General features: G+C 70.9%; 24 protein-coding genes and 1 riboswitch. Of the genes, 11 read left to right on the top strand and 13 right to left on the bottom strand.

Annotation, left to right across the window (positions count from 1 at the left end; all coding sequences use genetic code 11):
- Positions 1-4 precede the first annotated feature (4 nt).
- From ACWGDX_RS11060 to ACWGDX_RS11035, 6 genes are all read right to left on the bottom strand, one after another.
- Positions 5-535: a GAF domain-containing protein gene (locus ACWGDX_RS11060; protein WP_453624342.1), complete on the bottom strand. Its 531-nt coding sequence runs from the start codon at positions 533-535 to the stop codon at positions 5-7.
- 22 nt (positions 536-557) lie between these two features.
- Complete coding sequence (locus ACWGDX_RS11055; protein ID WP_453624340.1) at positions 558-1,253, bottom strand: GTP-binding protein; 696 nt, start codon at positions 1,251-1,253, stop codon at positions 558-560.
- On the bottom strand, positions 1,231-1,602 hold the full coding sequence (locus tag ACWGDX_RS11050) for a DUF742 domain-containing protein (protein WP_453624339.1): 372 nt from the start codon (positions 1,600-1,602) through the stop codon (positions 1,231-1,233). The genes ACWGDX_RS11055 and ACWGDX_RS11050 overlap by 23 nt, the downstream gene beginning before the upstream one ends.
- A gap of 2 nt (positions 1,603-1,604) precedes the next feature.
- On the bottom strand, positions 1,605-2,042 hold the full coding sequence (locus ACWGDX_RS11045) for a roadblock/LC7 domain-containing protein (RefSeq protein ID WP_453624337.1): 438 nt from the start codon (positions 2,040-2,042) through the stop codon (positions 1,605-1,607).
- Between the two features lie 7 nt (positions 2,043-2,049).
- Positions 2,050-4,038 (bottom strand): ATP-binding protein, encoded by a 1,989-nt coding sequence (locus ACWGDX_RS11040; RefSeq protein WP_453624335.1) that lies wholly within the window; start codon positions 4,036-4,038, stop codon positions 2,050-2,052.
- Positions 4,039-4,463: 425 nt separating this feature from the next.
- Positions 4,464-5,348, bottom strand: a complete 885-nt coding sequence (locus ACWGDX_RS11035; protein ID WP_453624333.1) for an SIS domain-containing protein — start codon at positions 5,346-5,348, stop codon at positions 4,464-4,466.
- Between the two features lie 172 nt (positions 5,349-5,520).
- Here ACWGDX_RS11035 and ACWGDX_RS11030 point away from each other — a divergent pair, with 172 nt between their 5' ends.
- Positions 5,521-6,303, top strand: a complete 783-nt coding sequence (locus ACWGDX_RS11030) for a DeoR/GlpR family DNA-binding transcription regulator (protein WP_453624331.1) — start codon at positions 5,521-5,523, stop codon at positions 6,301-6,303.
- Positions 6,304-6,336: 33 nt separating this feature from the next.
- Here ACWGDX_RS11030 and ACWGDX_RS11025 read toward each other — a convergent pair whose 3' ends face one another.
- Positions 6,337-7,563, bottom strand: coding sequence for an MBL fold metallo-hydrolase (locus tag ACWGDX_RS11025; RefSeq protein WP_453624329.1), 1,227 nt, complete (start codon positions 7,561-7,563; stop codon positions 6,337-6,339).
- 349 nt (positions 7,564-7,912) lie between these two features.
- Between ACWGDX_RS11025 and ACWGDX_RS11020 the strand changes: the two genes are divergently transcribed.
- From ACWGDX_RS11020 to ACWGDX_RS11010, 3 genes are all read left to right on the top strand, one after another.
- On the top strand, positions 7,913-9,163 hold the full coding sequence (locus ACWGDX_RS11020; RefSeq protein WP_453624327.1) for a Glu/Leu/Phe/Val dehydrogenase dimerization domain-containing protein: 1,251 nt from the start codon (positions 7,913-7,915) through the stop codon (positions 9,161-9,163).
- 37 nt (positions 9,164-9,200) lie between these two features.
- A complete protein-coding gene (locus ACWGDX_RS11015) occupies positions 9,201-9,821 on the top strand; it encodes a TetR/AcrR family transcriptional regulator (RefSeq protein WP_453624325.1) in 621 nt (206 codons plus the stop codon).
- Positions 9,822-9,927: 106 nt separating this feature from the next.
- Positions 9,928-10,821 (top strand): carbohydrate kinase family protein, encoded by an 894-nt coding sequence (locus tag ACWGDX_RS11010; protein ID WP_453624390.1) that lies wholly within the window; start codon positions 9,928-9,930, stop codon positions 10,819-10,821.
- A gap of 112 nt (positions 10,822-10,933) precedes the next feature.
- Here ACWGDX_RS11010 and ACWGDX_RS11005 read toward each other — a convergent pair whose 3' ends face one another.
- Positions 10,934-11,932, bottom strand: coding sequence for a DUF6745 domain-containing protein (locus ACWGDX_RS11005; RefSeq protein WP_453624323.1), 999 nt, complete (start codon positions 11,930-11,932; stop codon positions 10,934-10,936).
- A 191-nt stretch (positions 11,933-12,123) separates the two neighbouring features.
- Entirely contained in the window at positions 12,124-12,462 is a 339-nt protein-coding gene (locus ACWGDX_RS11000; protein WP_453624321.1) for a hypothetical protein, read from the bottom strand.
- 178 nt (positions 12,463-12,640) lie between these two features.
- Between ACWGDX_RS11000 and ACWGDX_RS10995 the strand changes: the two genes are divergently transcribed.
- From ACWGDX_RS10995 to ACWGDX_RS10975, 5 genes are read left to right on the top strand one after another with little or no spacing between them, the layout of a single operon-like run.
- Positions 12,641-13,585, top strand: coding sequence for an STM4015 family protein (locus ACWGDX_RS10995; RefSeq protein WP_453624319.1), 945 nt, complete (start codon positions 12,641-12,643; stop codon positions 13,583-13,585).
- 4 nt (positions 13,586-13,589) lie between these two features.
- Positions 13,590-14,759, top strand: coding sequence for an STM4014 family protein (locus ACWGDX_RS10990; RefSeq protein ID WP_453624318.1), 1,170 nt, complete (start codon positions 13,590-13,592; stop codon positions 14,757-14,759).
- Between the two features lie 17 nt (positions 14,760-14,776).
- A complete protein-coding gene (locus tag ACWGDX_RS10985; RefSeq protein WP_453624388.1) occupies positions 14,777-15,589 on the top strand; it encodes an STM4013/SEN3800 family hydrolase in 813 nt (270 codons plus the stop codon).
- On the top strand, positions 15,586-17,028 hold the full coding sequence (locus tag ACWGDX_RS10980) for an STM4012 family radical SAM protein (RefSeq protein WP_453624316.1): 1,443 nt from the start codon (positions 15,586-15,588) through the stop codon (positions 17,026-17,028). The genes ACWGDX_RS10985 and ACWGDX_RS10980 overlap by 4 nt, the downstream gene beginning before the upstream one ends.
- 5 nt (positions 17,029-17,033) lie before the next feature.
- The gene (locus ACWGDX_RS10975; RefSeq protein WP_453624314.1) at positions 17,034-18,011 is read left to right on the top strand and encodes an STM4011 family radical SAM protein; all 978 of its coding nucleotides are present in this window, start codon (positions 17,034-17,036) and stop codon (positions 18,009-18,011) included.
- Here ACWGDX_RS10975 and ACWGDX_RS10970 read toward each other — a convergent pair.
- From ACWGDX_RS10970 to ACWGDX_RS10960, 3 genes are all read right to left on the bottom strand, one after another.
- The gene (locus ACWGDX_RS10970; RefSeq protein ID WP_363085350.1) at positions 17,895-18,290 is read right to left on the bottom strand and encodes a hypothetical protein; all 396 of its coding nucleotides are present in this window, start codon (positions 18,288-18,290) and stop codon (positions 17,895-17,897) included. The two genes, ACWGDX_RS10975 and ACWGDX_RS10970, sit on opposite strands and share 117 nt — an antisense overlap.
- A gap of 228 nt (positions 18,291-18,518) precedes the next feature.
- A complete protein-coding gene (locus ACWGDX_RS10965; protein WP_453624312.1) occupies positions 18,519-19,379 on the bottom strand; it encodes an SGNH/GDSL hydrolase family protein in 861 nt (286 codons plus the stop codon).
- A 185-nt stretch (positions 19,380-19,564) separates the two neighbouring features.
- Entirely contained in the window at positions 19,565-20,515 is a 951-nt protein-coding gene (locus ACWGDX_RS10960; RefSeq protein ID WP_453624310.1) for a M23 family metallopeptidase, read from the bottom strand.
- A 2-nt stretch (positions 20,516-20,517) separates the two neighbouring features.
- Positions 20,518-20,679, bottom strand: a riboswitch (cyclic di-AMP (ydaO/yuaA leader).
- Between the two features lie 437 nt (positions 20,680-21,116).
- Here ACWGDX_RS10960 and ACWGDX_RS10955 point away from each other — a divergent pair.
- On the top strand, positions 21,117-21,914 hold the full coding sequence (locus ACWGDX_RS10955; RefSeq protein WP_453624308.1) for a tyrosine-protein phosphatase: 798 nt from the start codon (positions 21,117-21,119) through the stop codon (positions 21,912-21,914).
- A gap of 222 nt (positions 21,915-22,136) precedes the next feature.
- On the opposite strand, the gene ACWGDX_RS10950 is transcribed toward ACWGDX_RS10955, so the two are convergent.
- Positions 22,137-22,844, bottom strand: coding sequence for a fasciclin domain-containing protein (locus tag ACWGDX_RS10950; protein WP_453624306.1), 708 nt, complete (start codon positions 22,842-22,844; stop codon positions 22,137-22,139).
- A gap of 621 nt (positions 22,845-23,465) precedes the next feature.
- Here ACWGDX_RS10950 and kdpF point away from each other — a divergent pair.
- A complete protein-coding gene (gene kdpF, locus ACWGDX_RS10945; RefSeq protein WP_365900827.1) occupies positions 23,466-23,555 on the top strand; it encodes a K(+)-transporting ATPase subunit F in 90 nt (29 codons plus the stop codon).
- The last annotated feature ends 12 nt before the right edge of the window (positions 23,556-23,567 follow it).

The following is a 23,567-nucleotide window of genomic DNA, read 5'->3' as shown; positions in this document are numbered from 1 at the left end:
GACATCAGAGCAGCCCGTCCTCCCTGCGGTGGATCCGTATCATCAGTTCCGCGGCATAGGACTTGATGGTGTCCAGGCCCGAACGGCCCCAGCGCCGGGGCTCGGTGTCGGCCACACAGACGGTGCCCAGGGCCAGCCCCGTACGGTCGATGAGCGGCGCCCCCAGATAGGAGCGGACACCGATCTCGTCGACCAGCGCGTTCGCGGCGAACCGGGGGAAGTCCCGCACATCCTCCAGCACGAGCGCCTTGCGCCGCACCACCACATACGGGCAGTAGCCGAGGTCCCTGCCCATGAACCGGCCCTCACCCGCGCCGGGCGGCGCGTGCAGCCCGGCGAAGAACTGGCGTTCCTCGCCGACAAAGTTGACCATCGCGTACGGAGCGCCGGTCAGCTGCCCCAGTTCCCGGGCGAAGGCGTCGAAGACCGGCTCGGGACGCTCCCCGAGCCCGAGCTCGCGCAGCCGCGCCATACGTTCGGGCGCGTCCCCGTCGACGGGAGTGAGAAGCAGACGTCCGATCGGGTCGTACTTCATACCCGTACTCCTGGTGTCCGTGTCATTCGACCGGAGCCGGTGACAGAGCCGGGGCCAGAGCCGCTGACGGGACCGGAGCCGCTGCCGATGGCGACGACAGTGACGATGACGACAACAGTGACGGCGACGGCGACGCGGTGAGGAGATGCTGAACCAGTGTGACCAGGGTCTGGATACCGGAGCTGGCGATACGGGCGTCACAGAGCACGATCGGCACCTCCGGCCTGAGGTCCATGGCGGCCCGTACCTCCTCCGCCCCATAGCGGTAGGAGCCGTCGAACTCGTTGACGGCGACGACGAATCCGATCCCCCGCTGCTCGAAGAAGTCCACCGCGGAGAACGAGTAGTCCAGCCGCCGGGTGTCGGCCAGCACGATCGCGCCGAGCGCGCCCCGCGACAGTTCGTCCCACATGAACCAGAAGCGCTCCTGGCCGGGTGTGCCGAAGAGATAGAGCACATGGCGCTCGTCCAGCGTCATCCGGCCGAAGTCCATGGCGACCGTGGTGGCCGTCTTGGTCTCGACGCCCGTCAGATCGTCGGTCTCCGCGCCGACCTGGGTCAGGAGTTCCTCCGTACTCAGCGGCGCGATCTCGCTGACCGCCCCCACGAAGGTCGTCTTGCCGACCCCGAAACCGCCGGCGACAAGGATCTTCAGCGCGGTGGGAAAGGGCCGGGGAGAGGATTCGGGGAGGGCTTCAGAGCTGTCGTCGTAGACCATCGAGCACTGCCTCCAGCAGGAAACGGTCGGTGGGGTGGTCAAAACTGTCGGGGGGTCGTGCGGTGATCGCCCCGCAGTCCACCAGATCGGAGAGCAGGATTTTGGTGACCGTCGCGGGAAGCCCGAGATGGGCCGCGACCTCCGCCACCGAGGTCGGCCCCCCGCAGAGGCCGACAGCCTGGGCATGCTCGGGGCCCAGATCCGGCGGGGGCACCAGCCCCGTGGCCCTCACCAGTGTCAGCAGATCGAGTGATGTCGTGGGCCGGGTACGGCCCCCGCTGACGGCGTACGGGCGGATGAGCCGGCCGGCCGCGCCGTCGAGCAGGGGACCTTCCTTCGGGACCGGCACCGTCAGCGCCCCGGTGCGCCCGGGGTGGAGCCGGCCGTCTGTCTCAGCGGAGTGGCCAGATACGGCCGTACGCTCTTGACCAGCATGGCCATCTCGTAGCCCAGCACCGCGGCATCCGCCTCACGTCCGGCCAGTACGGCGAGGCAGGTGCCCGAACCCGCCGTGGAGACGAAGAGCAGGGTGGAGTCGAGTTCCACCACGACCTGACGGACCTCGCCGCCATCCCCGAAGCGCACGCCCGCGCTACGGCCCAGGGAGTACAGACCGGAGGCGAGGGCGGCCATGTGGTCGGCACTGTCACAGTCCATGCCGTGCATGGATCTCACCAGACCGTCGGAGGAGAGCAGCACCGCGCTGCGGGTGTACGGGACACGCTGGACCAGACCGCTCAACAGCCAGTCGAGGTCCGAGACATGGCCGGTCGGCACTTCGCTCGCCATGGTGCATCTACTCCTTGGGGGTGGTGTCGTGGCACGGCGGTTCCGGCTGTTCCGCGGAGCGCGCCACGGGCTGGGACTCGGCGAGGCCGATGCCCCGCCGGAAGGCGGCCATCAGCCCGGGGTCATGGAGCGTGGGCTCCGCCGCGGGCGGGGGCGGGGGCCCGTCCCGCAGCTGTGGGACGAGATGCTCCTGGCCCCGGCGCTTGGGCAGTTGGGGCCTGCTCCTGGTGGCGCGGATCGTGCCGTCGCCGGCGGGTTCGGCCGAAGGGACGGCGAGGTCGGGCGACGACGGGACGGCGGACGAGGCCGGGACTGCGGGCGGGGTGGCGGGCGGGGTGGCGGGCGCCACCGGGGCGACGGGACGTCCGCGGTGGCCGTGGCGGGCGCCGGGGCGCGCGGCGGCGGGCGTGGGGCGGTCGGTCTGCGCGCCGCGTACGGGCAGAGGGACCGGTCCGACGGGCGCGGAGGGCACGGTGGGCGCGGTCTCAACGCCCGGCACGTCCGGTGCGACGGCGGGCCCCGGCGGTGCCTCGTACACCGGCTGCGGCGGCTGGGGCTGATGGTGCTGCGGCTGCGGTGGCTGGGGTGGTAGAGGCTGCGGTGGCAGGGGCTGCGGTGGCGCCGACGCGTACTGCCGCGGTACGGGCACGACCGTGGTCCCGGGCGTGGGCGCGGCCCCGGATGTGGGCGCGGGCATCGGCGCGGGCGCGGGCGGCTGACCGTCCGGTACCGGCGCGTAACCGTCCGGTTCCGTCCGCTCCGAGCCGAGGAGCGCCCGCGGCAGCACCAGCACCGCCTGGACACCACCGTAGATATTGGACTGGAGCCGTACCGCGATCCCGTGTCTGCGCGCCAGCGCCGAGACCACGAAGAGCCCGATCCGCCCGTCCTGGAGGAGATGCGCCACATTCACCTGATCGGGACGGGCGAGCAGGGCGTTCATCCTCTGCTGCTCGCCGGGCGGCATGCCGAGACCCCGGTCCTCCACCTCGATGGCCAGCCCGGCCGTCACATACTGGGCCCGCAGCAGCACTTGGGTGTGCGGGGACGAGAACAGCGTGGCGTTCTCGACCAGTTCGGCCAGGAGATGGATGACATCGGCGACGGCATGGCCGCGCAGGGTGCCGTCGATCGGCGGTACCAGCTTGATCCGTGGATACTGCTCCACCTCGGCGACGGCCGAGCGCAGCACCTCGGTCATGATGACCGGCTTGCTCCACTGGCGCCGGGAGACGGCCCCGCCGAGGACGGCGAGATTCTCGGCGTGCCGGCGGATCCGGGTGGCGAGATGGTCGACGTGGAAGATGCCTTTCAGCAGTTCGGGGTCCTCGACCTGGTTCTCCAGTTCATCGATGAGCTGGATCTCACGGTGGACCAGCGACTGGAGCCGGCGGGCAAGATTGACGAAGACCTCGACCTTCTGTTCATTGCCGACGCTGCTGGAGAGTCTGGACGCCTGTACGACGGCGGTGACGGCCGCTTCGTGCGAGCGGCCCAACTCCTCCGCCAGCAGGTCGAGTTCATCCCCGGTGGGGGTCTCGGCCGGGGGCGGTGGCGGCGTACGGCGCTCGGGAAGGCGCTCGCCGCGTCTGAGCTGCTCGACGACCGTACGGAGATCCGCCTGCCCGCGCGCGCTGGACCGGCGCAGCGCCTCGCAGCGGTCGACGATGGACTTGGCGGTGCGCTCCGCCCCCAGCGCCGCCGCGCCGATGGCGGCGAAGGCGACCAGCGCCGTGCCGACCAGGGCCGTCCAGATCTCGGCGGTCGGCTCGGCCGCGGCGGAGCGGAGCACGACCACCACGGCGGCGGCACCGCTCAGCGCGGCGACTATCGCGGGAAGGACGGCGGTACGCAGCAGCTGAGGGCGCATACGGACATCGGGGGGCGGCGGCGGGGTCCGCCTGGCCGCCGCGGACAGCGAGCGGGCGCCCGGCCTGCCGTGCCGCCCGCCCTCGCGGCGCTCCGGCCGCGCGGCGGGTGCGCGAAGTTGAGACATCAGTGTCCTCGGTACGTGGGGCCCCGGGAATCGGCGTCGTGCTGATTGCTGGTGGTCGTGCTGACGGGCGTCCTGCTGGGCGTGCTGGTGAGCGTGCTGGTGTTCCGGACGGTGGGCGAAGGCGGGACCCGCGCGTACCGCGGGAGCCCTCCGTTGATCACCGAGCACACACGGTAGTCGCCGAACGTTCATCCACGGTGGACAGTTGACGAACTTGCCCACAGAGCATCCCGCTCCGGTATGAGTCCTCGCACATCAGCGCGAAATACAGCAATCGGCCCGGCGTGGAACGCCGGGCCGAACTCCCCACGGGGACAGATACGGATATGTGGATATGCAGATGTGCGGATACTTGGATGTATCGGATGTACCAGATAAGTAGATACATCGAGATGACGGGCGGTGGATGACGGGCGGTCAGCGACTCATGAGGAAGGAAGAATCACGGAACGGGTGAGATGGCGCGGGCTGTCCGGGTCGAGGCCGCGTCTGTCCGCGAGGGCGAGCGCGAGCCGCTGGATCCGTACCAGTTCGGCCAGCGGGTCGAGCCGGCCCGCCACCCACAGCCCACCGGTCGCCCGTACCTGTTCCGCCAGTCCTTCGGGGACGGGACCGAGCGACCAGGTCGCCGTTCCGGTGGTCGTGACGCTGATCGGACCGTGGCGGTACTCCATCGCCGGATACGCCTCGGTCCAGGCGAGGGACGCCTCCCGCATCTTCAGCGCGCCCTCCTCCGCGAGCCCGACCGACCAGCCCCGGCCGAGGAACGTGAACTGCGCACAGTCGGTGACACCCTCGGGGAGCGGGTCCTTGAGAGCCGTCTCCGCGTCCGCGACCACGGCGTCGGAGTGCAGACCGAGATGGGCCCGGAGGAGGGTGAGGGCCGTGGTGGCGAAGCGCGTCTGGACGACGGACCGTTCGTCGGCGAAGTCGAGGACGACCAGTTCGTCGGCCGCCGAGCGCACCGGGGTGGCGGGATCCGCCGTGACCGCGGTCGTACGGGCCGTACCGCGCACCTCGGCGAGCAGCCGCAGCACCTCGGTCGTGGTGCCGGAACGGGTCAGCGCCACGATCCGGTCGTAACGACGGCGGGCGGGGAACTCGGAGGCGGCGAAGGCGTCGGTCTCGCCCAGTCCCGCCTCCTCGCGGAGCGAGGCGTAGGCACGGGCCATGAACAGCGAGGTGCCGCAGCCGACCACGGCCGTACGCTCACCGGGCGCGGGCAGCCGCTCGCGCACCTCGTCCACGAGCGCCGCGGCCCGGCGCCAGCATTCGGGCTGGGTGGCCAGTTCCGTCTGCACATGCGTCATGCGCGTCTCCACTCCCCTGCGTCGGACACCTGATTGATTCCGCATGCTAGGAGATACTTACGAGCAGCAACAAGCAAGGATCGCGCACGTTACGATCAGCACGGTCACGGCGCCCAGGGGCCGGGGTCCGGCCCGGCGGCCGCGTCCGGGGACCGGTGACGAAGGGAGCGCGGTGCATCGCCACGAGCGGCACATGGCCTTGCTGGAGCTGCTGACCGAACGGCGTCAGCTGGAGGTCGACGCCGTCGCCGCCGAGCTGGGGGTGTCCGTGGCGACCGTCCGCCGTGATCTCGACCATCTCGCCGAGCAGCGGCTGCTGACGCGGACCCGGGGCGGTGCGGTCGCGCACTCCGTCTCGTACGGCCTGCCCCTGCGGTACAAGGCGGTACGGCACGCCGCGGAGAAGGAGCGCATCGCGCGGGCGGCCGCGGCGATGGCCCGGCGCGGCATGGTGATCGGGCTGAACGGCGGCACGACGACCTCGGAGGTGGCCAGGGCCATCGCCACACGCGCGGATCTCACGGGCACCCCCGACGACCCCGCGATCACCATCGTCACCAATGCCCTGAACATCGCCCATGAGCTGGCGGTACGCCCTCATATCAAGATCGTCACCACGGGCGGGGTCGCGATGCCCCAGTCGTATGAACTGGTCGGCCCACTGGCGCGGCACATCCTGGGCGAGATCAGTCTGGACATCGCCTTCATCGGGGTGGACGCCGTCGACGCGGAATCGGGCGCCGGTGCGCGCGACGAGCACGAAGCGAGCATCAACGCGCTGCTCGCCGAGCGGGCGGCGCGACTGGTCGTCGTGGCGGACAGCTCGAAGCTGGGCGCGCGGGCCTTCGCCCGGATCTGTCCGGTGGAGGACATCGGGACGCTGATCACGGACGCGGGCGCACCGGAGCGGATCGCGCGGTTCGAGGAGCGCGGGGTGCCTGTGGTCCAGGTCTGACGACCCGGACCACAGGACCGGACTACAGCGCCGTTACGCGGAGGGCGCCTTCTCGGCCGTCCCCCCGCTCTTTCCCGTACCCGCCGCGGTGACGGTGTCCTCTCCCGCGACCTCCGTGGAGATCACCGGCCAGCCGTCCTCGGGGACGACCGCCACGGACCGCCACCAGGGCGCGGTGGGAATGTCCTGGCCGGTGGGCTCGAAGGGCTCACCGGGGCGCGGCAGCGCGATTCCCGCGCCCGCCTCGGCCGCTGCCGAGATCGTGCCCTCACCGGGCTCGGCCCACGGGTGCGGGGCGAGATTGAAAGTCCCCCAGTGGATCGGGAGCATGACGCCGGTGGGACGGCCGCCCTGGAGATCGAGATGGGCGCGCATGCCCTCGGCCGGGGTCATATGGATGTCCGGCCAGTAGTCGCTGTAGGCACCGATCTGGATCATGGTGGCGTCGAACGGGCCGTGCTCGGCGCCGATGTCCTGGAAACCGGCGAAGTAGCCGGTGTCCCCACTGTGGTAGACGCGGTGCTCTGGCCCGGTCACGGCCCAGGACGCCCAGAGTGTGTGCTGCTGGTTACGCAGACCACGACCGCAGAAGTGCCGCGCCGGAGTGGCGGTGAGCCGGATGCCCGCGACCTCCGTGGACTCGTTCCAGTCGAGTTCGCGCAGCCGGGACGCGGGCACCCCCCAGCGTTCCAGATGGGCGCCGACACCGAGCGGTACGGCGAAGACCGCGTCCGTGGCCGCCAGGGCCCGGATCGTGGGCAGATCAAGATGGTCGTAGTGGTCGTGGGAGATCACGACCACATCGAGGGGACCGAGCGAGGAGAGCGGTACGGGCACCGGGTGCAGCCGCTTGGGGCCCACGAAGGCGAAGGGCGAACACCGGTCGCCCCACACGGGATCGAAGAGCACGCGCCGGCCGTCGATTTCGGCGAACACGCTCGAATGGCCCATCCAGGTGAGCCGCAGCCCGGAGGCCGGGGGCACGGCCAGGTCCGCGAGAGTCGTGGCGTGCACCGGAATGGTGCCGCTCGGAGCCCGCCGGGCCCGCGCTTCCTTCTGGAAGTAGACCTTCGCGAACTCCAGACCCGAGCCCGAGGGTCTGGTCCTGGCACCCACCGGGTTCTGGAACACCCCGTCGGCGAAGTTGGGCGAGCGGTGGATCCGCTCGAGCCTCGCTCCTGCCGAGTCGGCCCCGAAGGCCGCGGGTCGCAGCGAGCGCAGCCGGGAGCGCAATGAAGGGGTGGAACCAGCGGCTGTCACAGCACCTCCTGGAGGTTCGGTGTTGTCCCATTATGTCTGGGCGGGTATCTCTGTGCGGGGCGAACGGACCGGACCGTCCTCCGCCCCGGCGCACGGCCCTACAACGACGCCGGTGCCCCCAGGATTCCCGTACACGCTTACGAAGTCGGCCCGATCCGGGGCGATCCCGGGCCATACCACGGGACGGGCACTTTGACAGGGGCGATCACCGTCTCGATACTGACTGGCGATTCAGTTGCGCGTTCGATCACCGCGCGCCGTCCGGGGGCGGCTCCGAGCCCACGCCGTTCGCCGCCGCCACCGTGGTCGCTCCTGTCACCGTGATCGCCGTCCCCGAGGAGACCGTCCGATGAATCCGTCCGCCTCCGCGACTCTATCCGCCTCCCCGGCGGTCCCGGCCCCTCCGGCATCCCCGGCGGCCCCGCTGATCTCCCTCACCTGGACGGACCAGGTGACCGGCCGACAGGGGTATCTGGTCGTGGACCGGCTGGTACGCGGGGTCGCCAGTGGCGGGCTGCGGATGCGCGCGGGGTGCTCACTGGAGGAAGTGACCGGACTGGCCCGGGGGATGACCATGAAGGAGGCCCTGCACTTCGACGCGGACGACCCGACGGCGCGTTATGTGCCTCTGGGCGGCGCCAAGGGCGGTATCGACTGCGATCCGCGCGACCCCGAGGCGTACGGTCTGCTGGTCCGCTATCTGCGCGCCACCCGGCCGTACATAGAGAGCTTCTGGACCACCGGCGAGGATCTGGGCCTGACCCAGGAGACCGTGGACCGGGCCGCCGCCGAGGCCGGTCTCGTCTCCACCGTCCAGGCGGTCCACCCGCTGCTCGACGACGAGCGGGCGGCGCGGCGGCGGCTTGCCGACGCCTTCGCGACAGAGGTCGACGGCATCGGTCTGGACGCCCTTGTCGGCGGCTGCGGGGTCGCCGAGTCGGTGCTCACCGCCCTCGACCGGGCGGGCGTCGCCCCTGAGGGGACGCGCGTCGCTGTCCAGGGGCTCGGCACCATGGGCGGGGCGACGGCACGCTTTCTGTCCCGGGCGGGGCTGCGGATCGTGGCCGTGGCCGACGTCAAGGGGACCATCGCCCACCCGGACGGCCTGGACGTCGAGGCGCTCCTCGCCGCCAGGGACGCGTACGGCACGGTCGACCGCGCCGCGCTGCGCCCCGGGGACCAGGAGCTGCCGGGCGACGCCTGGCTCCGCGCCGACGCGGAGGTGCTGGTGCCCGCGGCTGTCTCGTACGCCGTCGACACCGGCAACCAGGCCGCGGTCAAGGCCCGTTGGATCGTGGAGGCGGCCAATATGCCCGTAACTCCCGAGGCGGAGGAACTGCTGGCCCGGCGCGGTGTCATGGTGCTGCCCGATGTCGTGGTCAACTCCGCCACGAACGCCTGGTGGTGGTGGACCCTCTTCGGTGACATCGGTCCCGGCGCGGACGAGTCGTTCGCCCATACCCGGCGGGCGATGCGCGCTCTGGCCGGCCGAACGCTGGCGCGCGCCGAGACCGACGGCACCACCCCGCGTGCCGCGGCGCACGCCATGGCCGCCGAACGGCTGCCGGTCATCGCGGAGCGGTACGGGTGGTACCGGTGAGCCGCATGACGGCCTCTCGGCTCGATAGGGTGACGGCGTGGCGAGAGTACGGCTGAGTGTGCCGGAGCGGCGCGAGGAACTGCTCCGTGCCGCCGTCGGGCAGATCGAGGCCCGGGGCGTGGCGGCGTTGCGGATCTCCGATGTCGCCGCCGTGCTCGGTGTCAGCAGCGCGCTGGTGCTCTACCACTTCTCGACGAAGGAGAAGCTGGTCGCGGCGGCCTTCGCCCATGCCGCACAGGACGATCTGGCGCGGCTGCGCGCGCTGCTCGGCCGTCGCGCCACCGCCCTGGAGCGACTGCACGACGCGGTCCGCTGGTACGCGCCGACGGGCGAGGCCAAGGGCTGGCGGCTGTGGATCGAGGGATGGGCGGCGGCGCTGCGCGAGCCCGCGCTGCGTGAGCCGGCCCGCGCTCTCGACCAGCAGTGGAAGGCGGCTCTCGCCGAGGTCGTCGCCGAGGGAACGGCTGCGGGCGAATTCGTCTGCGCGGACCCGGTGTCGGCGGCCGGGCGGCTGACCGCCATGCTGGACGGACTGGCGGTTCAGATGACGTCGTACGCGGGTTCACTGCCGCGCGCCACCATGCTGGAGTGGGCGGACGAGGCACTCGCCCGCGAACTGGGCGTCGACCGCGCGGCACTCGGCGGGCGTGGAAAGTAGCACGGCGGCCACACCGGGGCCGCCGGACATCCGGAACCGGACAGGAAGACGGAAGACTGTGGCAGAGCAGCAGACCGATCCGACCGATCAGCTCGGTCACGATGTGCTGGTCGTCGGGGGCAGTGGGGTGGACACCGTCGTCCGGGTCGACTCGCTGCCGGTTCCGCTGGCCGATTCGGTCGGGGTCGGACCGATCCTCGAATGGCCGGGGCACACCGGCGGCAATGTGGCCCTCGGCTGCCGGGCGCTCGGTCTGGACGTCAAATTCCTCGACTTCATCGGGGACGACTGGACAGGCGGTCAGGTCCGTGCGCGGCTCGCGGAGGGCGGAGTCGATTTCGAGGCGCTGATCTCCCCGGCCGGCACCCGGCGCGCGGTCAATCTCGTGGAGCGTACGGGCCGCCGGATGTCGTTCTACGACGGCCGGGATCCCGCCGGTCTCCGTATGCCGCGTGACTTCTATCTGCCTCACCTCCGGCGCGCCCGTCATGTCCATCTCGCGATCACCGACTTCGCCCGCTTCCTCTACGACGACATCGAGGCGCTCGGTGTCCCCGTCTCGACCGATCTGCACGACTGGGACGGACTCGCCGACCACCACAGGGAGTTCGCCCTCCGCTCCGATCTGGTCTTCCTGAGCGCGGCCGGAGCCGGGGAGCGGATCGCCTCGCTGATGCGGGAGATCCTCCGCGAGGGCCGGGCCGAGGCCGTGATCGCGACGGCGGGCGCGGGCGGTTCGTATCTGATGACCCGTGAGGGAAGCCGCACCCCCCGGCCCGTCCCGGCGACCCTGCCGCCCGCGCCGGTGGTGGACTCCAACGGTGCGGGTGACGCGTACGTCTGCGGTTTCCTCTACGGCCGGCTGGCCGGGCTGGACCTCGAAGCCTGCGCCCGGCTCGGCGCGGTGGCGGGTGCTTACGCCTGTACGGGCGGGGGCAACGCGGCGCTGATCGGCCCCGACGCGCTCGTCGCCGACCGGCTCCGCCCCGCCACGAACTGAGCGACACCACTCGGGGACGCGGCTGAAGGACACCGCTGAGAGACACCGTTCAGGGGTACTCAGGGGGACTTCGGAGCTGAGCGGTCCAGGGGCCCGTCCCCGCCCCCGCCGTTCAGGTCTGGCGTATCGGTTCGTACTCCGCCGCTTCGAGCCCGAAGGTCCAGGCGACCCCTTGCTTCGCGGTCCTGGTGGTGGGCGGTACCCGCAGCCAGTACGTCCGGCGTGTGCCGTCCGGCTCCGGCGTGGAGTTGACCACCTCGACCATCGCGACGTCCTCGTCCTGCCGCAGCGAGATCCGCCAGAGCACACCGCTCTCGTCGCGGTGGACGGGCTCCGCCCCCGACTCGTTCAGATAGCGGTCGTAGCCGTAGTGCTCCAGCATCACCCGGCGCAGCTCGGCGTTGGCCTCGTCGCGTATCCGGTCGGGAGTCAGGGACGCCAGCTCGCCGAGGAACGCGGCGGGGACCGGCATTCCGCGCCACGCGTACAGCGCGAAGCCGTCGGGGTAGGCGAGCGCGGGGCCGTCGCCGCGGTCGAGCCGGCCCGCCTCGTCCCGGTGGAGTTCGCAGGGGCGCTCGCAGATCACCACGGCGCGTTCGTACGGCCACCACCAGCCCGCGTGCAGCGCCACCTCGGCCAGTCCCGCGAGGCGTTCGCTGCGGCCGTCGAAGGCCGCGAGCCAGGCCGCGTCATGCTGCCCGAGCACCGCGTCGAGCAGCACCGCGCGGATCCGGGCCGCCTCGGCGGGCTTCCCCGCGAGCGCCTCCACCACCCCGGTCCTGATCCGGTCGGCGAGCGCCCGGCCGGTGTCCCAGAGCCGGGCGCCGGTGGCGCTCCAGTGCTCGGCCCAGCCGGCCGGTCCCAACGCGTCATGCACCCTGCGCCGTTCCTCGGCCCAGGGGTAGGTGCGCACCTCGTCCCGCACGGACCGGCCCGCGTCCAGCGCCCGCGCCAGCTCCACCCCCGCCAGCGGCGATCCGGCCCAGATGATCCGCTCCGGCTCCGCCAGCCCCGCCCCGCGGTAGGCGAGCCGCACTCCGCTCTCGGCGGCCGACCGGTCCGACTCGCCCGTCGCCGCCGCGACGGCCCGCCACTTGTCCATGTCGCTCATGTCTGAAGCCCCGTCCCCTGTCATACCTGTCCAGTGTTCTTCCGTGCCCATGCCCGTGCCCGTGCCCGTGCCGTGTCGGTGCCCGAGCCCGCGCAGGTGCTCGTGCCCGTTGCCATGGCCCGAGCTCGCGTCCGTCGCGGCCCCGGCGCCCGTACGCCCATCCGCTCGTCCGGCGCGTCCGGCGCGTCCGCTCAGTCCGCGACGATCCGCACCGCGCCCGGCAGGTACTCGCGCTGACGCACCACGCGGAACCACCCCTTGGGCAGCGGTATCGCCGCGTGTTCCTCGTGCACCACCCGCCCGCCGTCCGGGAGATGGAGATACATCGGCCCGGCCGTGTCGGCCGCTTCACGGATCAGCCGGCCCGGTCCGGTGACCGCGTGGGCATGGCCGGTGACCTCGCCGAGCGCCAGGACCAGCCGGCCCCGCGCGTCCCTCGGCTCACCGGACACGCCTGCCGCGTCCACGAGATACGACGGCACCGTCTCCTCTTCGACGGGCACGATGAGCACGTCTCCCTGCCGGTACATGGCTCTCCCCTCCACCGGCGGCGCCGAGTGCGCCGAACCTGTGAAAGACGCTAGACGGGGGGTCTGACAATCCGCCCCGGCGACCGGCCGACCGGCCCCGGGAGGGGTGTTGTCAGTGGTGCTTGGTAGAACTGCTCCACATCAGCCGATCCGCGCCACCGCTGTCTGGAGCATCCCCATGACCATTTCGGGCCACTTGCAGGAGCTGCACGGCCTGCCCGCGTTCGACTTCCCCGCCGCCGACGCGAAGGCGGAGCTCCCGGCTCCCGGCTCCGTGGCCTGGCGGATCTCGGTCGACGCGTACGAGGCCGAGGAGCAGTGGGAGGCGGCGTTCGCCCGCTTCACCGAGGCCGTGGACACCACGCGGGTAGGGGCGTTGATCGTCGGCTCCTGGAGCGATGCCTACGAGTCGGGTCCGGAGCCGGTGATCGAGGCCCTGGTGGCGGCGCGGGACCGGCTGCCCGCGCTGCGCGCGCTGTTCCTCGCCGACATCGTGGGCGAGGAGTGCGAGATCTCCTGGATCAATCAAGGTCTGGTGACCCCGCTGCTCGACGCCTTCCCCGAGTTGGTCGAATTCGGCGTCCGCGGCGGCCAGGAGCTGCGCTTCCCCGCCGTCCGGCACGAGCGGCTGCGTTCGCTGACCATCGAGACCGGCGGTCTGAAGGCCGATGTGGTGCGGGGAGTCGGCGCGAGCGAGCTGCCCGCGCTGGAGCATCTCGATCTCTGGCTCGGCGTCAGTGAGTACGGCGCGACGACCGAGGTGGCCGATCTGGCGCCGATCCTGGCCGGTTCGCGCTTCCCCCGGCTGCGCCATCTCGCCGTGCGCAACAGCGAGATCCAGGACGAGATAGCGATCGCGCTGGCCGGCGCCCCGGTCGTCGCCGCTCTGGAGATCCTCGATCTCTCGATGGGCACCCTCGGGGACGTGGGGGCGGAGGCCCTGCTCTCCGGCCAGCCGCTCACCCATCTCAAGAAGCTCGATCTGCACCACAACTACATGAGCGGAGCGTTGCGCGAGCGCGTTCTCGCCACGCTCGGCGCGGCCGGGGTGGAGGTCGATCTCGAAGAGAGCGAGGACATGGACGACGACGAGGGCTTCCGCTACACCGCCGTCTCGGAGTGATCCGATGCCGCCGTCACCACGTCTCGCGGTCGTCGGGAATCCCGGCAACCGCCGTATAAGCCTGTTCCAGGACGCCGTCCGGGCCGCCGGGCTGCCCGCGGCCCGGGTGGTGCCCTGGCTCGACGTGCTGCGCGGCGACGCCCGGTTCGAGGCCGGGGAGACCGTACGGATCGACTCCCCCGGCGAGGATCCCGAGGTGGAGCGGCTGCTGCGCGGCACGGACGATCCCACCAGGGTCGAGGGGACCGCCCGCTGGTACGCCGGGTTCACGGCCGCGGCCGCCGAGCTGGGCCGGACCGCCTCCGCCGCCGGGGCCGGTCTGCTCGACGCCCCGGACGAGCTGGCGGTCCTCTTCGACAAGCGCCTCTGCCATGAGGTGCTGGACAAGGCGGGCGTACGGGTTCCGGCGTCGCCGACCTCGGGCCCCGGCGTCCCGGCCGTCTCCGGCTGGGACGACGTCCGGTCCCTGATGGCGGCGGCGGGGCTGCGCCGGGCGTTCGTCAAGCTCGCCCACGGATCGTCGGCGTCCGGGGTGCTGGCCGTCGAGACGGCGGGCCCGGGGCGGGTGCGCGCCACCACCTCCGTCGAGCGGGACAGCGCGGGCCGGCTGTTCAACTCGCTGCGGGTGCGGCGCTATACGACCGAGCGCGAGGTCGCCGCGATCGTGGACACCCTCGCGCCCGACGGGCTGCATATCGAGCAGTGGGTGCCCAAGGCGGTGCAGGACGGCCGGTCGGCCGATCTGCGCGTGGTGGTCGTCGCCGGCCGCGCCACCCACGCGGTCCTGCGGACGAGCACCTCCCCCATGACCAATCTCCATCTCGGCGGGCTCAGAGGGGATCTCGACGCGGCGCGTGCCGCGATCGAGGCGGCGGGCGGAAGCTGGTCCGCGGCACTCACGGTCTGTGAACGGGCCGCCGACTGTTTCCCGGACACCCACTGTGTGGGCGTCGATCTGCTGCCCACCCGGAGCTGGCGCGGATTCGCCGTCTGCGAGGTCAACGCCTTCGGCGATCTGCTGCCCGGTCTCACGGGCCTGCCCGGCCGGGGCGCCGAGGGTCTGGACACCTACGCGGCCCAGCTCGCCGCCCTGCCGGGGCGTGCGACCCGCCGGACGGACGACCGAGGAGACACCGTGCCGACACCGGAGACGCGCCTGAGATGCCCGCGATGACCATGACGGCACCCGATATGAACGAGGTGGTCGGGCGGGACGATCTGCTGCTCGTCACCCTCGACACCCTGCGCTTCGACGTCGCCGAGGAGCTCGCCGCCGCGGGCCGTATCCCCCATCTCGCCCGCCATCTCCCCGGCGGGCGCTGGGAGAAGCGGCACGCACCCGGCAGCTTCACCTATGCCTCGCACCAGGCGATCTTCGCCGGTTTTCTGCCCACTCCCGCCGTGCCCGGCTCCCATCCACGGCTGTTCGCCGCCCGCTTCGGGGGCAGTGAGACCACCGCCGGCCGGACATTCGTCTTCGACACCCCCGATCTGGTCTCGGGACTCGCGGCGGCGGGATATCACACGGTGTGCGTCGGCGGGGTCGGCTTCTTCAACCGGCGGGGCGCGCTCGGCTCCGTGCTGCCAGGGCTCTTCCAGGAGAGCCACTGGGAGCCCGAGTTCGGTGTGGCGTCCCCGGCCTCCTTCGAGGCCCAGATCGCCCGCGCGGAGAAGTCCGTCGCCGGTCTCGACCGCGACCGGCGGCTCTTCCTCTTCGTCAATGTGGCCGCGCTGCACCAGCCCAACTGGTTCCATCTGCCCGGTGCCACCCGGGAGGCGGGCGACTCACGGGCCACGCACGCCGCCGCTCTCGAATATGTCGACCGGCACATCGGCCGGCTCTTCGCCGCCGCGAGCAGCCGCCGTCGCTGCTTCACGATCGTCTGTTCCGACCATGGCACCACCTATGGCGACGACGGCTGGACCGGACACCGGCTGGGCCATGAGGCCGTCTGGACCGTGCCGTACGCCCATTTCTTCCTGGACCACGGGGGCCCGCGATGAGCACCACCAGCGCCACCACCACGGCCGGCACCACCACGGCCGCCACAGCCGCCTCGGCGGACACGGCCCTCGCCGTCACCACCGGCGCCGCCGCACCGCGCCCGTACGAGAGTTACGTCTACGCCTATCCGCACAAGACGGCCTACCGCCCCCTGCCCGGCCGCCCGGCGCTGCGCGAGCTGTGGGCCGGTGAACGCAAGGACGCCCTCTCCCTCTATCTGCACATCCCGTTCTGCGAGGTCCGCTGCGGCTTCTGCAATCTCTTCACCCGTATCGGCGCCCCCGACGAGCTCACGACGCGCTATCTCGACGCGCTCGACCGGCAGGCGACCGCCGTACGCGACGCCCTCACCGGGCCGGGTCAGGAGGGCACCGACGCGATACGGTTCGCCGCCGCGGCCTTCGGCGGCGGTACGCCCACCTTCCTCGACGCCGGTGAGCTGGAGCGGTTGTGCGACATCGCCGAGCGGCGGATGGGTGCCGATCTGCGGGCCGTCCCGCTCTCCGTGGAGACCTCCCCGGCGACGGCGACCGCCGACCGGCTGGCCGTGCTCGCCGACCGCGGCGCCACGCGGCTGAGCATCGGTGTCCAGAGCTTCGTCGACGCGGAGGTGAGGGCCGCCGTACGCCCGCAGCGCCGCGCCGATGTCGAGGCCGCGCTCGGCCGTATCCGTGACGCCCGGATCCCGGTCCTCAATATCGATCTGATCTACGGAATCGACGGCCAGACGGAGCGCACATGGGGCCACTCCCTGGACGCCGCGCTCGCCTGGCGGCCCGAGGAGCTCTATCTCTATCCCCTCTACATACGGCCGCTCACCGGTCTCGGCAGGCTGGGCGCGGGCAGCGACGCCGTCTGGGACGCCCAGCGGCTGCGGCTCTACCGGCAGGGCCGGGACCGGCTTCTCGCCGAGGGGTACGAGCAGGTGTCCATGCGGATGTTCCGCCTCCCCGGCAGCGGCACCGGCGCCCCGTCACAGGGCGCGGACGACTACGCGTGCCAGACCGACGGCATGATCGGGCTCGGCTGCGGAGCCCGCTCGTACACCTCGCGGCTCCACTACTCCTTCGACTACGCGGTCGACATGCGCGAGATACGGACCATCATCGACACCTATACGGCCACGGAGGACTTCTCCCGCGCGGAGGTCGGCCGCCGGGTGGACGAGGACGAGGCGCGCCGCCGCCATCTCCTCCAGTCGCTCCTCCAGGCCCAGGGCATGGAGGTGGCGGGCTACCGCGAGCGGTTCGGCTCGGTACCGGCCGAGGACTTCCCGGCCGAGCTGGACCGGTTCGCGGAGCTCGGCTGGCTGGACACGGGCACGGACCCCGGGCTGCTGCGTCTCTCGCCCGAGGGGCTCGCGTACTCGGACGCGCTGGGTCCGGCGCTCTTCTCCCCCGCCGTACGGGCCGCGATGGCCGCCTACGAGGTGAAGTGAGTCCCGTGGACCTGACGATCCTCTACCGCGGTCCGCTCGCCTCCTGCGACTACGACTGTCCGTACTGCCCCTTCGCCAAGCGGCGCGACAGCCGTGAGCAGCTCCGCGCCGACAGGGACGCGCTGGAGCGGTTCGCGGCCTGGGTGTCGGCGCGGCGCGACGACCGGCTGTCGGTGCTGTTCACGCCCTGGGGCGAAGGGCTGGTCCGCTCCTGGTACCGGCGGACCCTCAGCGAGCTCTCGCACCTGCCGCATGTCCGGCGGGTGGCCATCCAGACGAATCTGAGCTGCCGTACCGACTGGCTGGCCGGCGCCGACCCGGAGAAGCTGGCGCTGTGGTGCACCTACCACCCGGGGCAGACGCCGTACGACCGGTTCCTCGCCAAGTGCCATGACCTCGCGGACCGCTCCGTCCGCTTCAGTGTGGGCGTCGTCGGTCTCGACGAACACCTTGAGCACGCGCGCAGGCTGCGCGCCGAACTGCCCGCGCACATCTATCTCTGGATCAACGCGGCCGAGGGGCGCGGCTATACGGACGAGGAGGCCGCCCGCTGGACGGAGCTCGATCCCCTCTTCCCGTACAGCCGCAGGCCCCACAGCTCGGCGGGGCTGCCCTGCCGGACCGGTGAGTCGGTGATCTCGGTGGACGGCGAGGGGACCGTACGGCGCTGCCACTTCGTCCGCGCCGAGCTGGGCAATCTCTACGACGGTTCGTACCGGAAGGCACTCGCTCCCCGGGCGTGCCCACTGGCGGTGTGCGACTGCCATATCGGCTATGTGCATCTGGAGACGCTGCCGCTGTACGACGTGTTCGCGGGCGGGGTGCTGGAGCGGATCCCGCGGGTCCGGGATCCGCTCCCGGACGGATCAGTTCGGCGGGCTGCCCAGGGGAACCTGGGTGGTGTTCCGGTCGTCGTTCAGCTCGATGTTCTCGGCGCTGACCGACAGGTGCGTCGTGTCGGAGAACCGCAGCCGGAGCCGTAGGTCGAACCGCCAGGTGTCGTCCCCGTTCGGATGGATGGTGACCGTCGCGGTCCCGTTGGACAGCCCCTCCTTCGTGGTCTCCGTCAGCACATCGAGCGGGTAGGGACCGGCCGTCGTCCCGTCCTTGAACTCGCCGAAGGGCACGGAGATGGAGGCGGCCTCCACACCGTCCGGTGTCCTGACCGAGATATTGATCCCGGTGTCGTAGTCGCGATCCTCATTGGCGGTGACAAAGGTGACCGCCCCCGCCGCGAGAGTCGCACTGCCGTTTTCCGCCATCGGAGCCCCCTGAACCCACAGCGCCGTGATACGGGCCCTCCCCCGGCCGGCGCCGCACCGGAGGACCCCTTCGGCCCGGTTATCGCCCCGGCCGGGACAGGCCATGCGTGGGCGTTCCGTGGTCCATTCGGATGAGTGAAATTCCCGTCGGGAGCGCCGAGCGCCGGAGGGGCGGCCGGCCTCGGCGGCGGCCGGGCGTCCCGACCGGCACCCGGGCCGGCCCCGCCGTCAGCGGTTCAGGGGCAGAAGGTCGGGACGCTTCGCCTCGACATGGTCCCCGGAGGATTCCCCGCGCAGCCGGCGCCCGATCCATGGCACCAGATACTCGCGCGCCCAGTTGATGTCGTCGCGCCGTACCTCGAAGGTGCCGCGCGGCGGCTGCGGCGGCCATGTCTGGTCCGGGTCGGCGGGCACGGCGAAACCGAGCACCTGCGCCGCACGCAGCGCGACACGGGTGTGGCCCTCGGGGGAGAGATGCAGCCGGTCGCCGTCCCAGGCCCGCCTGTCCTGCACTGACTTGAGGGACCAGAGATCCAGCACCGGGCAGTCGTAGCGGTCGGCGATGGCCCGTACATGGGCGGTGTAGGTCGCGATCTTGCCGCGAAGATGACGGAGCACGGGCACGCCCCGGGTGTCGAAGCCCGTGGTCACCATGACCGTGCCGACCGCCCCGGTCAGATCGGCGACGGCCCGCTCGAAGCGCTCGGCGACATCGTCGGGGTCGGTGCCGGGCCGGATGATGTCATTGCCGCCCGCGCAGAAGGTGACCAGATCGGGGGCGAGTTCCTTGGCCCGGGGTATCTGCTCGCTGACGATCTGGTCGAGGAGCCGGCCGCGTACGGCGAGATTCGCGTAGCGGAAATCTCCGTGCACGGTGTCCGCGGGGCCGGCCGGGAGGGCCACCTCGCCGGTCACCGGATCGGTGAGCCGGTCAGCCAGTTGATCGGCGAGCAGCACCGCGAGCCGGTCCGCCCAGCCGACATAGCGTCCATCGGGTCCGGGATCGCCCACGCCCTCCGTGAAGCTGTCACCGATCGCCGTGTACGACCCGAATACGCCTCTTCTTCTTGATCTCGAATCGTCTGCCACAACACCACATCTTTCACCCGCAGATGTGACCTACGCGACCGTAGGAAACGGTTGACGAGGGGTGAGATACACCATTGGTCAATTTTCGGCCAAGCGGGAATATGCCCAACGCTCTCCGTCCGGCACGGAAGTGCCCGACGGAGAGCGGAGAAAGGACGTTTGCCATGCCTCGGACGGGCCGGGTCTCAGATGTTGACACCCTGATCGCGCAGATACGCCAGCGGGTCGATGTCCGAGCCGTAGTCCGGTCCGGTACGGATCTCGAAGTGCAGGTGCGGACCCGTGACATTGCCGGTGGCGCCGGAGAGACCGATCTGCTGGCCCTCGCTGACGGTGTCGCCCTCGGAGACGGATATGGAGGAGAGATGGGCGTACTGCGAGTAGTGGCCGTCACTGTGCTCGATGACGATCTGGTTGCCGTACGAGCCGCCCCAGCCCGCCGCCACGACCGTGCCCGCGCCGACCGCCTTCACCTCGGTGCCCGTGTCGACCAGGAAGTCCACACCGGTGTGGTAGCCGCTGGCCCAACTGCTGCCCGAGGCATGGTACGGAGTGCCGATCTGAGGATCGTCGACCGGCGTGGTGAAGGCGGAGTCGCTGCTCTGCTCCGGCGTGTCGCCGGGCGCGGACGTCGACCCGCCGTTGTCCTCGGCCGGTGTGGCGGTCGACGGGTCCGAGGAACCGCCGTCGGAGGAGTGGGACGGCTCGGCCGGCTTCGCGGGACGGGTGTGCTCCCCGCCTCTCGCCTTGATGGTCAGCTTCAGCCCGGGGTGGATCAGCGACGGGTCGGATCCGACGGCCTTGCGGTTGTCCGCGTACAGCTTGTGCCAGCCGCCCCGGACATGCTGTTCCTTGGCGATCTTCGACAGGGAGTCGCCCGGGACCACGGAGTAGATCCGGGTCCTGGCGGCGCTCTTCTTGGCGGTGGCCTTCTTCGCGCCGGTCTGCTCCCCGCCGAACTGCTGCTGGGAGACGGCCTCGGGCGCGCTGGCGGGTGCGGCCTTCTGCGCGGCGTGCGCGCCGGTGGCACCGATGAGCGGAAGTGCGATGGCGGCTCCACCGGTACCGGCGGCTATGAATCCGCGCGATACCGGGTTGTTGGCCTTGTGACGGCGGTGCTTACCCTTCGCGGGCATGGCGAATTCCTCTCCGGCGCCTGCGAGGTGAGCTGTCGGGTTCGGACTGGAGATGCCCGGTCGCACTTACCGCACGACTTCACCCCAAGCCGTTCCGGAGTTCCGGATCGGCGTACTACCTGGGTCCCCCGCTCCTGCCACGCATTGCTTGACGATAAGAATTCCGGGCGGCGGCAGGATTCGGCGGTCCGACCGGATTGAGGGTGAACGTAGGCGAGTGGGGCGAGTGGAACAAGGGATCCTTTTCCATCGACAAGTCGCACTCGCATTTAACCCGGTTTTACCGGTCACCCTGTGTCGACAACGGTCTCCGAACTCCGTGTCAGGCGGGGAATTCGAATACATGGCACCGCCACGGAACGTCACGGATATGATCCTGGTCACGGACCGGAACCCATCTCCACCGCGACCGGGGCAGGGTGTAAGGAATCACCCAATACGGACAGATGGGCATTTGAGCGATATCTATCCGCGAATAATGTCCGAATGCTCCCATTGGATTCCTGACAGTCGAACTGATTGCCACACGAACAGATGTCGTACTGTCAGAGGTCGACAGCGTCGGCGAGCCGCGCCGACGGCAGACACGGAGGAGCAGGCCGTGACGCAGCAGGTCCCGTCGACAGAGCCCGAGCTGGCCGGCGTGCGCAACTTCCGCGATGTCGGAGGACTGCCCACCACCGACGGCAGGCAGGTCCGTCCGGGCCGGCTCTTCCGCAGCGGCCATCTCGCCAACGCCACCGCGGCCGACGCGGCCTTCCTCTCGTCCCTCGGACTTCACACGATCTTCGACTTCCGCAACGCGGCCGATCTGAAGCTCGACGGCGCGGACGTGGAACTGCCCGGCGTGCGCAATGTGAACATTCCGCTCACCGACCCCGCCGACGGTGCCGAGTTCTGGCGGATGGTCAGGGACGGCGATCTGGACCAGCTCCGCTCGCTCCTCGCGGACGGCAGGGCCGCGGCCCGGATGACCGGCTCGTACCGCTCGATCATCAAGGAGCGCACCGCCGAGCACAGCCGTGTCCTGCACGCCCTCGCCGGGGACAGCGTGCCGGCGCTCATGCACTGCGCCGCGGGCAAGGACCGGGCCGGTCTCTCGATCGCGGTGGCCCTGCTCGCGGTCGGGGTGGAGCCCGAGGCGATCGAAGCGGACTATCTGAAGTCGAACGACCCGCACCGCCGTTATCCGGTCCAGCGCAGCGACAATTCGCCCACCGGGACGTCCACCGAGGTGATGGACCTGCTCAGTCCGCTCTTCGACGCGCGCGCCGAGTATCTCGCGACGGCCTTCGAGACCATCGAGAAGACCTGGGGCAGCACCGACACCTATCTGACCGAGGGGCTGGGACTGGCCCCCGAAACCCGTGAACGGCTGCGCGCCCGCCTCCTCGACTAAGTCCTGTCCGAACAGGACTAGGTCCCGTCCGAACAGGACCTGGACGATCATGCCGGTGTCGGGGGGGGGGGGGGGGGGCACCCCCCGGCCCCGGGCCCCGTGCCGCGGGCCCCGGGGCCCCGGCCGGGCCGTCGGGTACGTGTGGCTTCCGGCCGGATCCGTGGCCGGATCCGTGGACGGGTCCACGCTGCCGGGAGAGGCGCTAGTACCGCAATTGCGGTACTAGCTCGGGGGCATCAGCACGGTGTCGATCACGTACACGTTGGCGTTCTTGGTCCGGACGTCACCGCAGACGATGTTCGTCGTCCCGTTGACCTTGAACGACTCACCCGAGCCCGATGTGGTGAGCGTGCCGCCCTCCAGGGTCTTGAAGACACCGTTCGGGAGCTGGTCGGGGGCGACCTTCTTCTCCGTCACGTGGTAGTTCAGGACCTTCCTGAGCTGGGCCTCGTTGTCGCGGATCGCGTCGAGCTGCGCCTTGGAGAGCTTGGCGAAGGCGTCGTTGGTCGGGGCGAAGACGGTGATGTCCTTCGTGGTGTTCAGCTTGTCGGCCAGTCCGGCCTTCTTCACCAGGGCGACGAAGGTGGAGAGATGCGTGTTCTCCGCCAGCGCGGTGGCGACAGGCTGGGTCGCCATTCTGGAGAAGCTGCCGCCGATGCCCTTGCGCAGCAGTGACGAGCACCCCGGACCGAAGGGGACGGCCGCACCGGCGGACGCGGACGTGCTGGGCGAGGCCGAGGGCGAGGTGCTCGGTGAGGCGGACGGGCTCGGTGAGGCGGGTGTGCTGGGTGACGCCGACGTGCTGGTCGATGTGGGTGTGCTCGGCGTCGGGGCGGCGAAGGCCTGAGGAGCCATGACTCCCAGCGAGAGCGGGAGGGTGACCGCGGCGGCGGTGGACATGGCTGTGGTGCGGAGACGGGTGCGGTTCATGGTTCGATTCCTCTTCCTGTGGGAGGAGGGGCCCCGGCTCGGGCCCGGAGGCGTCGACGCGGCCGGATCGGCGGGTCCTGGGATGAGACGGCCCGGGGAGTGCCGGGCGGGGTGCTCTCACCCGTCCGGCCTGCGGTTCCTGCCGTTCGACGATTCCTGTCGGTCGACCTTGCTCGGTTCGCTCGACTCGGTTCGCTCGACGCTCGGTTCGTTCGACCCTGCGCGGTCCTGGATTGCTTCGGCCCTGGATCGCTTCGGCCCTGGATCGTTCTCGTTCGGTCCTGGCCCGGCTCTGGCCGGCCGGTCCGTTCCTCCATTCGGTCCTGGTGATCGATCGAGCCGCCCGTAAAGCGTAGTCATACCTCCAGGAGCTCAGCATCTCGGGCGGAACGCGCTGTTCACTGCTATGGGACGCTCGGTCACCACCGTTGCGCCGCAGGTCCGCGGCGGTCCGGCCGCGGCCGACAGCCGCCGCGCCCGCCACTCGATCGGCTCCGGCGTGTCAGGAGCCCGCCAGTCGGGTGGCCGATAGCGTCAAAAGATGTCCGACCTCATCTATGTCGTGGTCACCCTCGCGGTCTTCGCGTTGATCGGTCTGGTCGGGAAGGGGGTGGGCCGGCTGTGACCGTCGAGAACATCGTCGGACTGGTCGTCGCCGTGCTTCTCGTCGTCTACCTCGTGTTCTGTCTGCTCTTTCCCGAGCGTTTCTAGCCTCTCCCACCA

This window comes from Streptomyces sp. NPDC055025 (assembly GCF_053608565.1).
The sequence above is the reverse complement of the archived record's forward strand: the minus strand, read 5'-3'. Positions and strand labels throughout refer to the sequence as shown.

Bases quoted from the DNA above. Each gene is read 5' to 3' on its own strand.
- ACWGDX_RS11060 (WP_453624342.1), bottom strand. From the start codon at position 535: ATGAAGTACGACCCGATCGGACGTCTGCTTCTCACTCCCGTCGACGGG.
- ACWGDX_RS11020 (WP_453624327.1), top strand. From the start codon at position 7,913: ATGAATCCGTCCGCCTCCGCGACTCTATCCGCCTCCCCGGCGGTCCCG.
- ACWGDX_RS11035 (WP_453624333.1), bottom strand. From the start codon at position 5,348: ATGACGCATGTGCAGACGGAACTGGCCACCCAGCCCGAATGCTGGCGC.
- ACWGDX_RS10970 (WP_363085350.1), bottom strand. From the start codon at position 18,290: ATGGCGGAAAACGGCAGTGCGACTCTCGCGGCGGGGGCGGTCACCTTT.
- ACWGDX_RS10960 (WP_453624310.1), bottom strand. From the start codon at position 20,515: ATGCCCGCGAAGGGTAAGCACCGCCGTCACAAGGCCAACAACCCGGTA.
- ACWGDX_RS11005 (WP_453624323.1), bottom strand. From the start codon at position 11,932: ATGAGCGACATGGACAAGTGGCGGGCCGTCGCGGCGGCGACGGGCGAG.
- ACWGDX_RS11045 (WP_453624337.1), bottom strand. From the start codon at position 2,042: ATGGCGAGCGAAGTGCCGACCGGCCATGTCTCGGACCTCGACTGGCTG.
- ACWGDX_RS10985 (WP_453624388.1), top strand. From the start codon at position 14,777: ATGAACGAGGTGGTCGGGCGGGACGATCTGCTGCTCGTCACCCTCGAC.
- ACWGDX_RS11000 (WP_453624321.1), bottom strand. From the start codon at position 12,462: ATGTACCGGCAGGGAGACGTGCTCATCGTGCCCGTCGAAGAGGAGACG.
- ACWGDX_RS11040 (WP_453624335.1), bottom strand. From the start codon at position 4,038: ATGTCTCAACTTCGCGCACCCGCCGCGCGGCCGGAGCGCCGCGAGGGC.
- ACWGDX_RS11055 (WP_453624340.1), bottom strand. From the start codon at position 1,253: ATGGTCTACGACGACAGCTCTGAAGCCCTCCCCGAATCCTCTCCCCGG.
- ACWGDX_RS10995 (WP_453624319.1), top strand. From the start codon at position 12,641: ATGACCATTTCGGGCCACTTGCAGGAGCTGCACGGCCTGCCCGCGTTC.
- ACWGDX_RS10980 (WP_453624316.1), top strand. From the start codon at position 15,586: ATGAGCACCACCAGCGCCACCACCACGGCCGGCACCACCACGGCCGCC.
- ACWGDX_RS10950 (WP_453624306.1), bottom strand. From the start codon at position 22,844: ATGAACCGCACCCGTCTCCGCACCACAGCCATGTCCACCGCCGCCGCG.
- ACWGDX_RS10990 (WP_453624318.1), top strand. From the start codon at position 13,590: ATGCCGCCGTCACCACGTCTCGCGGTCGTCGGGAATCCCGGCAACCGC.